13 protein-coding genes are annotated in these 14,653 nt (G+C 62.6%); 3 read left to right on the top strand and 10 right to left on the bottom strand.

The window, feature by feature from the left end:
- The first annotated feature begins 19 nt into the window (after positions 1 to 19).
- Positions 20 to 745: a hypothetical protein gene (locus VHO05_RS06475; RefSeq protein WP_329645778.1), complete on the top strand. Its 726-nt coding sequence runs from the start codon at positions 20 to 22 to the stop codon at positions 743 to 745.
- On the opposite strand, the gene gcvA is transcribed toward VHO05_RS06475, so the two are convergent.
- Positions 720 to 1,664 (bottom strand): transcriptional regulator GcvA, encoded by a 945-nt coding sequence (gene gcvA / locus VHO05_RS06470; RefSeq protein ID WP_329645777.1) that lies wholly within the window; start codon positions 1,662 to 1,664, stop codon positions 720 to 722. The genes VHO05_RS06475 and gcvA overlap by 26 nt on opposite strands.
- Positions 1,665 to 1,881: 217 nt before the next feature.
- Between gcvA and VHO05_RS06465 the strand changes: the two genes are divergently transcribed.
- Positions 1,882 to 2,199 (top strand): multidrug efflux SMR transporter, encoded by a 318-nt coding sequence (locus VHO05_RS06465; protein WP_329645776.1) that lies wholly within the window; start codon positions 1,882 to 1,884, stop codon positions 2,197 to 2,199.
- Here the strand turns inward: VHO05_RS06465 and VHO05_RS06460 are convergent.
- The 9 genes from VHO05_RS06460 to VHO05_RS06420 form a co-directional block, all read right to left on the bottom strand.
- Positions 2,179 to 2,979 (bottom strand): rhodanese-related sulfurtransferase, encoded by an 801-nt coding sequence (locus VHO05_RS06460; RefSeq protein WP_329645775.1) that lies wholly within the window; start codon positions 2,977 to 2,979, stop codon positions 2,179 to 2,181. The two genes, VHO05_RS06465 and VHO05_RS06460, sit on opposite strands and share 21 nt — an antisense overlap.
- A gap of 18 nt (positions 2,980 to 2,997) precedes the next feature.
- Positions 2,998 to 3,951, bottom strand: coding sequence for a prolyl aminopeptidase (gene pip / locus VHO05_RS06455; RefSeq protein ID WP_329645774.1), 954 nt, complete (start codon positions 3,949 to 3,951; stop codon positions 2,998 to 3,000).
- A 166-nt stretch (positions 3,952 to 4,117) separates the two neighbouring features.
- A complete protein-coding gene (gene gyrB, locus VHO05_RS06450; protein WP_329645773.1) occupies positions 4,118 to 6,556 on the bottom strand; it encodes a DNA topoisomerase (ATP-hydrolyzing) subunit B in 2,439 nt (812 codons plus the stop codon).
- 168 nt (positions 6,557 to 6,724) lie between these two features.
- Positions 6,725 to 7,924: a DNA replication/repair protein RecF gene (gene recF, locus VHO05_RS06445; RefSeq protein ID WP_329645772.1), complete on the bottom strand. Its 1,200-nt coding sequence runs from the start codon at positions 7,922 to 7,924 to the stop codon at positions 6,725 to 6,727.
- Between the two features lie 2 nt (positions 7,925 to 7,926).
- Positions 7,927 to 9,045, bottom strand: a complete 1,119-nt coding sequence (gene dnaN, locus VHO05_RS06440; protein WP_329645771.1) for a DNA polymerase III subunit beta — start codon at positions 9,043 to 9,045, stop codon at positions 7,927 to 7,929.
- 350 nt (positions 9,046 to 9,395) lie between these two features.
- Complete coding sequence (gene dnaA / locus VHO05_RS06435) at positions 9,396 to 10,952, bottom strand: chromosomal replication initiator protein DnaA (protein WP_329645770.1); 1,557 nt, start codon at positions 10,950 to 10,952, stop codon at positions 9,396 to 9,398.
- Between the two features lie 101 nt (positions 10,953 to 11,053).
- Complete coding sequence (locus VHO05_RS06430) at positions 11,054 to 11,491, bottom strand: rhodanese-like domain-containing protein (RefSeq protein ID WP_329645769.1); 438 nt, start codon at positions 11,489 to 11,491, stop codon at positions 11,054 to 11,056.
- Between the two features lie 666 nt (positions 11,492 to 12,157).
- Positions 12,158 to 12,421, bottom strand: a complete 264-nt coding sequence (gene rpsT, locus VHO05_RS06425) for a 30S ribosomal protein S20 (RefSeq protein ID WP_329645768.1) — start codon at positions 12,419 to 12,421, stop codon at positions 12,158 to 12,160.
- A gap of 248 nt (positions 12,422 to 12,669) precedes the next feature.
- Positions 12,670 to 13,224: a thioredoxin family protein gene (locus VHO05_RS06420; RefSeq protein WP_329645767.1), complete on the bottom strand. Its 555-nt coding sequence runs from the start codon at positions 13,222 to 13,224 to the stop codon at positions 12,670 to 12,672.
- 101 nt (positions 13,225 to 13,325) lie between these two features.
- On the opposite strand from VHO05_RS06420, the gene VHO05_RS06415 reads away from it, so the two are divergent.
- A complete protein-coding gene (locus tag VHO05_RS06415; protein WP_329645766.1) occupies positions 13,326 to 14,603 on the top strand; it encodes a cyclic nucleotide-gated ion channel in 1,278 nt (425 codons plus the stop codon).
- Positions 14,604 to 14,653: the final 50 nt, after the last annotated feature.

Here is a 14,653-nt window from a genome sequence, read left to right as displayed (position 1 = left end):
CTTCTTCCCCGGATTTTCCATGACAACCTCCATCGCCATTCTCGGCGGCCTCATCGGCGCTGTCCTGGGGTGGATCGCATCAGCGGCATCCGCTCTCCTTCTGTCGGGTTATTACGGCATCTCGGACTTCGAAGGCGCGCGTGCGATGGGCTCGATCTTCTTCTTCGGGCCGATGGGCGGACTGGTGGGGCTTGTCACCGGCGTTTGGCTGGCGTTGCGCCTTCGCACGGGGCAGGCCGTCGGCGGCAAAGCGCTCGCTTTGCGTGTTCCAGTGGTTCTCGCTGCCCTCTGCGGTCTGGCCGCCGCCGTAATCGGCGTTCTCTATTGGTATAGCCCGATCCTCAATCCGAACGGAGCTTCGCCGCGGCTTGCGTTCGAGATCCGTCTGCCATCCGGCGTCACGCCATCGGCAACAGGTCTCGACGTCTCCCTCTTTACCGAGCGGAACACGATGCCGGCCACTCTCGCTGCAACTCAGCTGCGTGACGGCGACCGCATCGTCCTGTCCGGCGACGTGGAGCTGGCCTATCGTTCGTCCTGGCGCATCCTCGAACTCAAAATTCCGGGCACGCCGGAGCATATTTTCGTGCTGAGGCTCAGCGCGCGCCCTGGTCATGATCGCGCGTTCCGCGATTGGGAGCCCGTGTCGAACGTGGGGAACGGTACGGATCATCCGCGGCTCGCCACGGATGCGGATGCCTACGAAATTCGCTATCGCGTTATTTGGCTCGGCGAGGACGAGTAGACGCTGCTTCGGGCACGGCCTTTTGCACGGCGTCCAGGGTGTGTGCGATTTCCGTCTTGAGCCAGAGACGAAACGCGGTCATCGCCTTGTTCTCCTTGCGATCGGACCCGCGGACGAAATAGTAGCCGTAAGATTGAATGGCGACTGCGAACGGGCGCACGAGGCGGCCGCCGACGAGCGCGTCTCCTGCGATTACTTCATCGGCGAGTGCGAACCCCTGGCCAGCCTCGGCAGCCGGAATCGTGAGGTGAAGTCCCAATGTCGCGCCCTCGGGCACCACGCGATCCGCCAGTCCCGCCGCGTTCAGCCATTCCGACCAATAGCGACGGGTTTCTTCCTGCAGGAGAAGTCCCGGGCTGAGATCCGCCGGACTACGGATGCCTTTGTCGCGCAACAGGGCGGGGCTCGCGACGGGCGTCATATTGGTCTTGGTGAGCAGTTCCGACGCGACACCATTCCAAGCACCGCGGCCGTATCTGATGCCGACATCGGCTTCGTTGCGTGCAAAGTCCGCAAGCCTGTTCGTCGAGTCGAGCACCAGCTCGGTTTCCGCATTCGCGGCCGTGAAGCGGCCAAGACGAGGGACCAGCCACAACGCGGCGAATGATGGTTCGACGCTGACGACGAGTTGCTGTCGCCTGCGGCGGCGGCGGCTCGAAATCCGGTCCGTTGCCGCTGCGAGCACATCGAAGCCGCGCGTGACGTCTGCCACGTAGTCCTTACCGCGTTCCGTCAATTCGACGCCACGGCCCGTGCGCAGAAAGAGCTTCGTTCCAAGCCAGCCTTCGAGTTCGCGAACATGACGGCTGATGGCAGCGTGGGTGACGTTCAGCTCAGCGGCGGCCAGCGTGAAGCTCGCGTGTCGCGCTGCAGCTTCAAAGGCTTTCAGGGCATTCAGAGAGGGCAGGTTTCGCGCCATGCAGTCATGTAATAAAAACTTACATGATATGTAAAGCAATGCCGTTTGTTTCCGGCTCCGCCAGGGCGCACGGTGCTCTCACATACAAATCGATGGAGGGCACCATGTTGCTCGCAATCGACGCTCTTGTTCGCTTCTTCGAAGAGCTTCTCGTGTCCGGCCGCCGGAGCAGGAAGCAAGACCGGACGACACACACATAGCTTGCACGGAGTTCTGCTTGAGCTGGATCTATCTGCTTTTCGCCAGCATCCTGGAGGTCGGCTTCACGACCGCAATCCGCTACACGGACGGATTCACCAAATTCTGGCCTACCGCGCTGGTGCTTGCGCTTGCCGCGGTCAGCTTCGCGTGCGTCGCGAAGTCGACGGCAACAATACCGCTTGGAACCGCGTATGCGGCCTGGGGCGGACTCGGAGCGGTTGGCACTGTTATCATAGGCGCCCTCTACTTCGATGAGCCGGTTACCTTCTGGCGCATGTTCTTTCTGGGCCTGCTCATCTGTTCCATTGCCGGGCTAAAGCTCGTCACCGACTGAGCAGTTGGGGCACTGTGGCGCTTCCTCGGCCACGGGGAAGCCGCACGTCTGGCACATGACGTGCGAGCCTTGCTTGACGCCGTGCTCCAGCGCGACGCGCTCGTCGAAGACGAAGCATTCGCCTTGCCAGAGGCTCTCTTCCGGCGGGATCGTTTCCAGGTATTTCAGGATGCCGCCTTCGAGGTGATAGACCTCGGGAAAGCCCTGCGTCAGCATGTATGACGATGCCTTCTCGCAGCGAATGCCACCGGTGCAGAACATCGCAACGCGCTTGTGCTTGGCGGGATCGAGATTGGCAGCAACGTAGGCCGGGAACTCGCTGAACGATCGCGTGTCTGGATCGACCGCGTCCTTGAACGTGCCGATGGCGACCTCGTAGGCGTTGCGCGTATCGAGCACGATCACCTCGGGGTCAGAAATCAGCGCGTTCCACTCTTCCGGCTTCACGTAGATGCCGACGTGGCGAGACGGATCGGCGTCCGGCTGGCGCAGGGTCACAATCTCGCGCTTGAGCCTCACCTTCAAGCGGCCAAACGGAATACCGTCTGCATAAGACTCTTTGCTCACAAGATCCACGAAACGTGGATCGGAGCGAAGCGTGGCGAGAAACGCGCGAATGCCGACGTCAGGACCGGCGATGGTCGCGTTGATGCCTTCTGGGGCGATCAGGATCGTGCCCTTGATGCCAAGATCATCGGCGTGCGCAAACAGGCTCTCGCGGAGTGTGGCCTGATCCTCGATGGAGACGAACTTGTAAAACGCAGTGACGGTGACGGACATCTTCGGCTCGGGGGCTCTCTATTTGCCTGCGAATTTGTCGATGGCGCGCTTCATGGCGTCGAAGACACCGCTCTCGCTCATGGCGTGGCCGGCGCTCGGGATGACTTCGAGCCGGCTTCCCGGCCAGCGCTTGGCCAGTTCGAAGGCGGCGCGGGGCGGGCAGAGCAGGTCGTAGCGACCTTGCACGATGACGCCCGGAATGGAGCCGAGACGAGATGCGCCGTCAAGAAGCTCGTTCGGTTTCAGAAAAAAGCTATTGGCGATGTAATGGGCCTCGATGATCGGCGTCGGCGGCACGCGGCCCGCCGTGAGGAAGGCAGCGGGCAAAATCTGTGTCGAGGGCGTAAGCTCCGAGAGAGCGCGTTCGAACTGGAACCAGTGACGCGCGGCTGGATCGCGGAGAGCTGGATCGGGGCTCGTGAGACGCCTGACGTAGGCTTTCAGCGGGTCGGCGCGCTCCTCCTCCGGGAGGGGGGCGACGAAACCGTCGTAGAGATCCGGCCGCAGCTCCATCGGTGCGCGCCGGAACGCCCAGTCAACCTCCGCGTCGGAGCCCAGGAAGACGGCCCGAAGGACTAACCCTAGTACGCGCTCCGGATGCGTCACCGCATAGGCGAGCGCGAGCGTTGAGCCCCAGGAGCCACCAACGATCAGCATCTTGTCGAAGCCCATGTGCTCGCGAACGCGCTCGATATCGGCGACGAGGTTCTGGGTCGTGTTGGCGTGCGTGGCGAGATACGGATGGCTGCGCCCCGCGCCACGCTGGTCGAACAGCACGGCATGGAAGCGATCAGGCTCGAACAGCAGGCGGTGGCTGTGCTGCGATCCGCTGCCCGGCCCGCCGTGCAGAAAGAGCGCGGGAACGCCGCCGCGCGTCCCCACTTCCTCGACGTAGATCCAATGCTCATCGCCCACCGACAGCATGATAGCATCGAAGGGGCGTGGCGTTTCGGACGGAGGGAGCGACGACATTTAGCGGTGATCCTCGCGGCGATACGGCACCGTGGCGCAGCCGCAGCCCGCGTTCAAGTGGCCTGCCCGAGAGTTGATTGCTTCTGGCTCCTGCGGACGACGATGTGGAGGCGACGAGACGCCGGCCCCCACCTAATTCCCTGCAAGGCGCAGATTGCGCGAGCGATCAAACGTCGAGGTTGGCGACCGTCAGCGCGTTTTCCTGAATGAACTCGCGGCGCGGTTCGACGACGTCGCCCATGAGCTTGGAGAAGATCTCGTCCACCTCGGACACATCGCCGATCTTGACCTGGAGCAACGTGCGGGCATCGCGATCGAGCGTCGTCTCCCAGAGCTGTTCCGGGTTCATCTCGCCCAAGCCTTTGTAGCGCTGGAGGCTAAGACCCTTCCGACCGTGCTCATAGATCGCGTTCAGCAGCGTGCGCGGACCGAGCACTGTCAGTGTCTCGGCCTTGCGGCGCAGCTTCGTACCCAGCCCATAGACTTCCGCCAGATGCTTGGCCTTTTCGTTCAAGCGGCGGGAATCGAGCGAGGCCAGCAACGCGCGATCAAGCGCATGGGCTTCGGTCACGCCGCGAACTTCGCGGCGGAAAAGGAAGCCATCGTTGCCGAAGCTCCCCGACCAGCCCTTCTCGGTTTCTTCCGCCACCTCGTTCAAGCGCGCCGCAACAGTTGCCGCGGCGGCATTCGCCGAGTTGGCCGATTGAAGGAGCGAAGGATCGAATGCCCCCGCGATGGCGGCCTGCTCCACAACCAGACGCGAGTAACGCGAATGGAGCTGGTCGATGAGGCCGACAATACCGCGGGCCTGATCGACGATGTCGCGCAGATCCTTGCCCGCACGCTCAGCCCCGCCAGCGACGAGCACCGTATCCTCAAGCCCGCTGTCGATCAGGTAGTCTTCGAGCGCGCGCTGATCCTTGAGATAGGTCCCACTCTTTCCGCGGCTCACCTTGTAGAGCGGCGGCTGCGCGATATAGACGTGCCCCTTCTCCACCAGATCGTGCATCTGGCGATAGAAGAACGTCAGCAGCAGCGTGCGAATGTGGGCGCCGTCGACGTCGGCGTCCGTCATGATGATGATCTTGTGATAGCGCAGCTTCGAAATGTCGAAGTCGTCGCGGATGCTCGTGCCGAGCGCGCCGATGATGTTGGTCACCTGCTCGGAGGACAGCATCTTGTCGATACGCGCGCGCTCGACGTTCAGGATCTTACCGCGGATCGGGAGCACGGCTTGATACTCGCGCTTGCGTCCCTGCTTCGCGGAGCCGCCGGCCGAGTCACCCTCGACGATGAACAGTTCGGTATTGGCGGGATCGCGGTCCTGGCATTCAGCGAGGCCGCCCGGCAGACGGAGGCCGTCAAGCGCGCTTTTTCTCCGCGTCAGCTCGCGCGCCTTGCGCGCGGCCTCACGGGCAAGCGCCGCCTCGACGATCTTGCCGACGATGGCCTTGGCTTCCTTCGGGTGCTCCTCGAACCAAGCCATGAGCTCTTCGAACACCACGCTCTCGACCACCGGCTTCACTTCCGAGGAGACCAGCTTGTCTTTCGTCTGGCTCGAGAACTTCGGGTCCGGCACCTTCACGGACAGGACGCACGTCAGACCTTCGCGTGAGTCTTCGCCGGAAAGGTCGACCTTCTCCTTCTTCGCGATGCCGCTATCGCCAGCGTATTTGTTGATGACGCGGGTGAGTGCCGCGCGGAAGCCGGCGAGATGGGTGCCACCGTCGCGCTGTGGAATGTTGTTCGTGAAGCAGAGCACGTTCTCGTGGTAGCTATCGTTCCACCACAACGCGACCTCCACGCCGACGCGATCCTTGTCTGCACGGACCATGATCGGCTCAGATATCAGAGCCTGTTTCGAGCGATCGAGGAAGCGCACGAACGCGGCTGTGCCGCCGTCATACAGGAATTCCTCCCGCTTGATGTCGGCGTGGCGGGCATCGGTCAGAACGACCTTCGCGCCCGAGTTCAGGAACGCCAGCTCGCGCAAGCGATGTTCGAGTGTCGCGTAGTCGAACTCGACTTTCGTGAACGTGTTGGGGCTCGGCAGGAACGTAACCTCCGTGCCACGATTGCCCTTGCCGTCACCGACAACTTTGAGCGGGGCAGCGGCCACGCCATCGCGAAACTCGATGACATGCTCCTTGCCGTCGCGCCAGATGCGCGCGCGGAGCCACGTCGAGAGCGCGTTGACGACGGACACGCCGACACCGTGCAGGCCGCCGGAGACCTTGTAGGAATTCTGATCGAACTTACCGCCCGCGTGCAGCTCCGTGAAGACGATCTCGGCTGCCGAGCGCTTGGGCTCCTGGTCGTCGTCCTGCTTGATGCCGGTCGGAATGCCACGGCCGTCGTCGCGCACCGTGCACGACCCGTCAGGGTTCAGCGCGACTTCGCAAACCTTCGCGTGTCCGGCCAGCACCTCGTCGATGGCGTTGTCGACGACCTCGTAGATCATGTGATGCAGACCCGACCCGTCGTCGGTGTCGCCAATGTACATGCCTGGGCGTTTGCGGACGGCTTCGAGGCCCTTCAGCATCTTGATGCTGTCGGCGCCGTAGTCCTCGGGCGCGGGAATTTTCTTGGCGGGCTCAGCGCTCATTCGGTGCCTGTCGCAAGGTTGCTCCTGAATGGTGCGAACTCTAGCATATCGCTTTGCAAAACGGGCCAAAAAAGCACTTTTGCGACGCCGTCACCCCCGGCTAAATTGTCAATAAATTCAGCTCATTGCGAGGGTGCGTCCGCAAGTCCGAAAGAGGCCGTCCTCGATCTAGCTGGAGCGAGCCAAATTGCCCTGTTCGAGGCGCCAAAATTGAGCCTTTCCGGCAAGGCTCGCGAACGCCTCTTGGTCCGTACCCGTCATCCACGCCTGGGTGCCGAGGCGCACCAATTCTCCGAACAGCGCCGCGCGACGATCCGTGTCGAGATGGGCCGTGACTTCGTCGAGCAAGAGCAGTGGCGCCATCCCGTCGCGGCGCGCGGCCACCAGCTCGGCATGCGCGAGCAATAGCCCGATGAGCAATGCTTTCTGCTCGCCTGTCGAAGAATGCCGCGCAGCGGTTGCCTTCGGCCCATGGAATACGGCGAGGTCGCTGCGGTGAGGACCGTCGAGCGCTCGGCCAACCGCGCGATCTCGTTCGCGCACCTCCCGCAGGAGGCGGGCATAGCTGTCTTCGACGTCTACGGCAGGCCGCTGGACAATCTCCTGATCGATCGCTCCTTCCAGCCGCACGTCGCTCCACGGAAATAGACTCTCCGGATCTCGCTCTCGCCGCGCTTGAACAACAGCCGTCAGCGCGGCGACGGCTTCGGCGCGGGCCGCGGCCATGGCCACGCCCATCTCCGCCATCATCAGCTCGAGCCCGTCGAGCTGCGCTCCGCGTGTGACGCCGTCGGACAACAAACGGTTGCGCTGTGCCATCGCGCGCTCGAAGCGGCCCGCGCGGGTACGGTGGCCGGAATCGAAGCAAACGATCAGGCGATCGAGAAAGCGGCGGCGCTCGGACGCGGGGCCGGTAAAAAGACCGTCAGTTGCCGGCGTGATCCCGACCAGCTCGACGTAGTCGGCGAGAGCGCCCGAGCCGTTTTTGGCTTCGCCATCGATGCGCACGAGCCTTCCGGATGCGCGCTCACCCTGGCGGTCGGACGCCGCCTGTCCGGTCCCGATCGTTACGGGGCCGAAACCCGTGTGCACCCGTGCCGACACGGACCAGCTTCCGTCCCCACCGGCGCGGGCGAGATCCGGAAACGGCGCCTGCCGAAGACCTTGGCCGGGCGCCAGCAGCGAAACCGCTTCGAGGATATTCGTCTTGCCGGACCCATTCGGCCCGGTCAGCACGACTGGCTCCGGCGCCAATTCGAGTGTCAGTGACGCGTAGTTGCGGAAGCCCGTCAGCGAAAGCCGCTCGACCCAGAGGCGGGCGGAAGGCGTCCGCTCTCCGGGAGCTTCATGTTCGACTGTCGGCGACAAGCCTAGACACGCATCGGCATCAGGACGTAGAGCGCCGTCTGGTCCTCGGCACCGCGGATCATGGTCGGCGAGCCGGGATCAGCGAGAAGGAAGCGCGCTTCCTCGCCTTCGAGCTGACCTGCGATATCGAGCAGGTAGCGCGCGTTGAAGCCGATCTCGAGAGGAGCCGCCGTATAGTTGACGTCGATCTCTTCCGTTGCGCTGCCGCCTTCCGGGTTGTTGACCGAAAGGACAAGCTTGCCCTTGGCGAGATTGAGCTTGACGGCACGGCCACGCTCGCTGGCGATGGTGGAAACGCGGTCGACGGCGCTCATGAAATCGGCGTTGGCGACCCGCAGCTCCTTGTCGTTGCCTTGCGGAATAACGCGGCCATAGTCTGGGAAGGTGCCGTCGATAAGTTTCGACGTCAGCGTCACCGAGCCGATTTCGAAGCGGACTTTCGAAGCGGAGACCGCAACATTCACGGTCTCGGCGCTTTCTTCGATCAGACGCTGCAGCTCGTGCACCGTCTTCCTTGGAATGATCACGCCCGGCATACCTTCGGAGCCGGGCGGGCGCGGTAACTCGGCCTGCGCCAGGCGATGGCCGTCGGTCGCGACCGCGCGCAGCATCGAGCCCTTACCGCCATCGGCAATGTGGAAGAAGATGCCGTTGAGATAATAGCGGGTCTCTTCGGTCGAAATGGCGAAGCGCGTCTTGTCGATCAGGCGCTTCAGATCCTTTGCGGCAACCTCGAACGAATGGCCGAGATCGCCGGCGTTGAGATCCGGGAAATCCTCGGGGCCGAGCGTCTGCAGGGCAAAGCGCGCCTGCCCCGCAGCCAAGGTGACCCGCTCCTTCTCAGCATCGCGGCGGATGTCGACTTGGCTGCCTTCCGGCAGCTTGCGAACGATGTCGTGCAGGATGTGTGCGGGCACGGTCACTGCGCCCGGCGCCCCAACTTCGGCACGAACCTCTTCGATCACTTCACGCTCGAGATCGGTGGCCTTCAACTCGAGTGACTGCCCCGAGGCTTTGAGCAGAACGTTGGAGAGTATGGGAATCGTGGTGCGACGCTCGACGACGCTCGTCACATGGCCGAGCGCCCTCAGAAGTTCACCGCGTTCGATCACAAGCCGCATCGGTAGCCTCGACGTTCGCGATCCTGACGCCGAGGCGGATCGCAGGTGGGACTGAAGGTGCGCCATCGATCCTCCGACGATCGGAGGGCTTTAGGCTCAGCTTTCGTCAGGGAAGGGAAAGATGGCGTGCGACGCACAACTTGCCCCGATCAGGGCCGCCTTTTCAAGGGGAAGCTCCACCTTGTGGTGAGTTTTCCGAGCATTCCCGGCGCTTTTCGGTGGCGCATTCACAAAAAACTTCGGGAGCAGCACCCGAGGATGCCGCTCCCGCCCCGCTAAGGCGTGGTGGCGATCTCCCTCGTCACACCACGCCCTTTGCTCTATTTTTGTTTGTTCTCAGCCACCTGCCCTTAGTGGCTGAGAAGCTTTTTCAACTCATCGATTTCATCGCGAAGACCGACATCGCCGGCGATCACCGTCTCGATCTTGCGGATCGCGTGCAACACCGTGGTGTGGTCGCGATTGCCGAAGCGGCGGCCAATCTCAGGCAGCGAGCGGTGCGTCAGCTGCTTGGCCAAGTACATGCCGATCTGGCGCGGCCAGACGACGGAGCGATGGCGGCGCTGCGAGAGAAGATCCCCCTTCGACACGCCGAAATGACGCGAGATGATGCGAAGGATGTCCTCGATCTTGATGCGGCGCGGCTCCACGCCCTGGAACAAGTCGCGAACGACCGTCTCGGCAATATCGGGCGTGATCGGAGCATGCATATGCTGCCACGTCAGGTACAGCCGGTTGACAGCACCCTCGAGCTCGCGGCCGCTCTCCGTCAGACGGCTGGCCAGGATCTCGATGACCTCGCGCGACAGCTCGAAGCTCGGATCGGCGGCTTTCTTTTCAGCGAGGCGCTGATCGAGAACGCGCATCCGGAGCTCGTAGTCGAAACCGCCGATCTCGGCGACAAGACCACGCTGCAGGCGCGAGCGCATGCGCTCGTTCAGACGCTCGATCTGTGCCGGGTGCCGGGCCGACGCGACGACAACCTGACGGCCGCCATCGAGCAGCGCATTGATGATGTGATCGAACTCCTGCTCGGTCTTTTCGCCCTGCATGAACTCAAGGTCGTCGATCAGAAGAACGTTGATCGAGCGGAACTTCTCTTTGAAGGAGAGCGGATCCTGAGCGCGGAGCGCTTCGACGAACTGATAGCGGAAACGCTCCGCAGTGAGATAGAGCACCTGGGCGTTCGGCGCGCGGCGCTTCACGTCCCAAGCAATCGCCTGGAGAAGATGCGTCTTGCCGAGGCCGACCGACGAATAGAGGTACAGCGGGTTAAACGCCGGGCTGTCCGTCAGCACTGTTTCCGCGACCTGGATAGCACCTGCATGCGCCATCCGGTTCGACGCACCGACGACGAAATTTTCGAAGGTGTGATGCGGATCGAGCGGCGAGCCCTCGAACCCATCGACACTGGTGCGGCCCGCCACGGGACGGATTACCGGCATGCGCACGGGCTCGAAACCGCTCATGGCGCGCGGCTCAGCGTTAGTCTCACGCGTCGACTTCAGCGGCTCGATCTGCGGAGTTGCCACGCGTGCCGGACCAGCGCCCGGCTGGCGCACGGAGACTTCCACCCGCTCCGCGGTCTTGAATTCGGTTTTGCAGCAGGTGAGGAGCTCATCGATATAGTGCGACTGGATCCACTTGCGCAGGAAGGTGACGGGAACGGAAACCTTCACGGTCTTGCCGTCGAACTCGTCGAACTCCAGCGCGTTGAACCAGCTCGTGTAGATGTCCTCGCCGAGCCGAGCGCGCAGGGTCGCACGCACCTTGGATCCCTTACCCTCGATACCGGCGCCATCGCCGGATTTCTGATCGCCACCCACGACGACGTGCTGGCCCGAGCCGCCCCGAACGGCCCGCTCGGGTGCCGAAAAAGATAGCTCCGCCTTAGAGATCGCTTGCATTTTTTGTACCCCGCACTTGTTTGCGCCCGCCTTCCGCAAGGCAGGCATTTCATGGCGTCGCTCGTTCGCCCAAACGGGCGGCGCCACTCCCTCAGACGCGGCTACCCTTGCCGCCAAGGCAGTCCGGCTGCTTTCCAGCCCGCGACGTGCCCTCGTTTTTGGGTGGCATCGAGGGGACCCTCAAAACCATCCTCAACGTTGCGGCAGTGCGAGTAACCCGCATCTGCCATTGCTGCCGCAGCCGCACGGCTGCGCGCCCCTGAGCGGCATAAGAAGAGCACTTCCGTGTCCTTCGAAACGCCGCCTCCTTCGAGTAGCTGACACAACCTTTCGACGAAATCGGGGTCAACCCGGTTCTCCGGAAAAGTCTGCCACTCGACAGTGATCACACGCTTGCCCAGCATGCTGAGGTCGGGAATTCCGACAAAGGTCCATTCCGCTCGTGTCCGCACATCGACCAGAACTGCCTTCTCGTCAGCCTTGAGGCGGGCCCATGTTTCCGCAGCGGGCACGTCCTCGATTTTGACGCTATCGGTCAAACCCTTACCCTCGAAACTACTTATGACCAGGCAGGGCCGATGTCCCTTTCTGGTACAGTTAACAAAGTAACCAATCAGTATAACTTCAGTAAAAAGCCACCGGCACCCCGCAAAACCCGCAGGATACTTGTACTCCACTGAAATACTGAAGAAATCAGGATGACGCTACGCTACCAAACCCTGAGTCGGGGGGCGGGAAGATCATGAGCATTACAGCCAAGTCTCTCCCGTCGCGCTGACGAGGACTCTTTTAACGGGTCGGTAACCTCTTAGCAAGCGGTTGGAAGGGGGGAGAAGCGGTGGGTGAGTGGCTGAACGAGCGGTGGGTGCGCCGTGGAAAACTTGAGTCCTATCCACAGGCGCAGTGGGCAAACTCGTTGAGGTGAAAGCCAATTCGATTGCCGCCCAACAGGGCCCTGAAACGAATTGCGGCGCTCGCATGGCGAGCGCCGCTGGTCGACTTTTTTGTTTGGTGGGGTGCACGGAGAATGGAGGGGGCGCCGCCGAGGATGACAGTTTTGCGCGCCCAGTGCCCCCAAGAATCCGCCACTTAGAGAGTTGGGAGGAGAGGCGGCGATTCCACCGCCTGGACTTCCCTGTGGCGAACAGAACACACTCTCATATAGACGAACGATGACTAAAAAGAGCGTGGGAGAACTTCAGTTTTTAGGCCATTGCCTTAACGCGCTGAGCGAGACGAGAGACCTTGCGGCTTGCCGTCTTGGGATGCATGACGCCCTTCTGAGCGGTGCGGACGAGCGAAGGCTGAGCGGACTTCAGCGCTGCAGCAGCCGCTTCCTTGTTACCCGAAGCGATCGCTTCCTCGACCTTGCGGACTTCCGTCTTCACCGCCGAGCGGCGGTTCTTGTTGACTTCGGTCCGGCGCACCATCTGGCGTGCTGCCTTCTTTGCCGACTTGGTATTGGCCATCAAACACTATCCTTCTTTTCGGAGAGGGCCGTTTCTCGGACCTAGCTCCATCGCCTGGCTGACTTGATGAATTTGCTCGCGTCCGGGCCTCAGACCCGGCGCGCTCCCACGCCATCCAGCGCAGGCTCAAATGCATAGGTCGCCCGAAACACGAGTTCCGAGCGGCTCAGTGGCCGTCTATACCGGTGGGGGCCGTCCGCGGTCAACGGATTTGGCCGTTTTTCGGGGGTCTGCGGCGTCGGAAGCCCTCAGACATCCTTCCATTTGATGGAACATCCCATCGAGGGTGTCTGCACTTCGGGTCCGCGGCCCGTCTCGGCAACGCCTTTCATGGCCTCAAACAGCTCTCGGCGGGCTGTCGCGGGCCCGGGCTCGCGGCCGCTGGCATCCAGCCGGCCCCGATATTGAAGCTCCAAATTACGGTTAAAACCGAAGAAATCCGGGGTGCAGACGGCGTCGTAGCGGCGCGCGACGTCCTGGCTCTCGTCGTACAGGTAAAGGAAGGGGAAGCCATTCGCCGCCGCGACCTCCTTCATGCGCGCGAAGCTGTCTTCGGGATAGGTCACAGCATCATTCGAGGAAATGGCTACCGAGGCGATGCCCAAGGACTGGAGCTCACGCGCGTCCCGGACGAGGCGATCGAGAATTGCTTTCACGTAGGGGCAATGGTTGCAGATAAACATGACAAGCGTGCCATTCGGCCCGCGCAGCTCATCCAGGCTGTAAACCTTGCCGTCCGTCGCCGGCAGCCGGAAGGCGGGCGCTTTCCAGCCGAAATCGCAAACAGGGGTGCTTTCGGCCATGGGATCTCCAATCGATTGGCGAAGCGGCATTCGCGCTAGGTCGAGACAGTACAGAAACGCCGTTCTAGACTTCTACCTGGGAGAACGCGGGGGTTCAGGACATGGATCAGCTGCACGGAGCCGCCAAGGGCCAAATGGCCGCGGCGAGATCGTTCTTCGTTACGCGCGCGCGCGCGGGTGCCGCGACGGCGCGGCGTGCGCTGCAGGTCAACAGTACGTGGCGCCGGCGCGTCTTCGAGATCATCGAGATCGGACACGGCGACAGCCGCGCGAGCCGCGTGTTCGACACCGCGATCGTCATCCTCATCCTGCTCAACATCGCGGCCTTCGTCGCAGAAACGGTCCCGTCGCTCTCCGCCGCTTATGGGACCACCTTCACCGCCTTCGAGATTTTCTCGGTCGCGATCTTCACGATCGAGTACGCACTTCGCATCTGGACCGCCGTGGAGGTTCCGTTCCTGCGCCATCTTCCGCCGGCGAAGGCCAGGCTCACCTTTGCGCTGCGTCCCGCCCTGCTCATCGATCTGGCGGCGATCCTGCCGTTCTATCTCGGAACGTTGCTCTCGATCGATCTCCGGGTGCTGCGTGCACTGAGACTGCTGCGCTTCTTCAAGCTCTCGCGCTACTCCCCGGCGATGCACACGCTGCTGCGCGTGCTCATCAACGAGCAGCGGGCGCTGATCGGCGCGGGCCTGCTGCTCATGACGGTGGTGCTCTTCGCCTCGACAGGCATCTACTACATTGAGGGCAGCGCACAGCCCGACAAATTCGGCAGCGTGCCGGATTCTGCTTGGTGGGCCATCGCGACGCTGACGACCGTCGGATACGGCGACGTGGCGCCCGTGACGCCGATCGGCAAGGCGTTCGGCTCAATCGTGATGGTGACGGGGCTCTGTATTCTGGCGTTGCCCGTGGCGATCATTTCCGCGGGCTTTGCACAAGAACTCGGACGGCGCGATTTCGTCGTCACGTGGTCGCTCATGTCCCGCATTCCGCTGCTCGCAGAGCTCGATGCGGACGCGGTGCAGAAAATCATGCCGCTGCTTCATGCGCACAATCTGCCGCCTAACGTCGAAGTGCTCGGCGGTGACACGGCCGGTCATGCCATCTATTTCGTAGCCTGGGGACATGTGGGACGGCGCACGGCGAGCGGCGAAGACAAGGTCTACGCAAAGGGCGACTTTTTCGGCGTCGTGGCGATGCTCGAGCACGACTACACGCAAGGCTCGTTCGTGACGAAGTCGAAGTGCCGCCTTCTCAAACTGCACCGGGAGGACTTTCACCGGCTCGAACTGGCGAGCCCGGAGATCGGCCGTCTCCTGCGCCGAAAAGCGCAAGAGCGCCGCGATGCAGCGCTCCGGGAAGCGGCGGCGACGTAGCGGCTCAGAGCGTGATCGCTTCTTTGAAGCGATCACGGTCTAGGTCTTTG

Source organism: Hyphomicrobium sp., assembly GCF_036262015.1.
Classification (GTDB): domain Bacteria; phylum Pseudomonadota; class Alphaproteobacteria; order Rhizobiales; family Hyphomicrobiaceae; genus Hyphomicrobium_C.
Note: the sequence above shows the minus strand (reverse complement) of the source record. Positions and strands in the feature narration are given on the sequence as shown.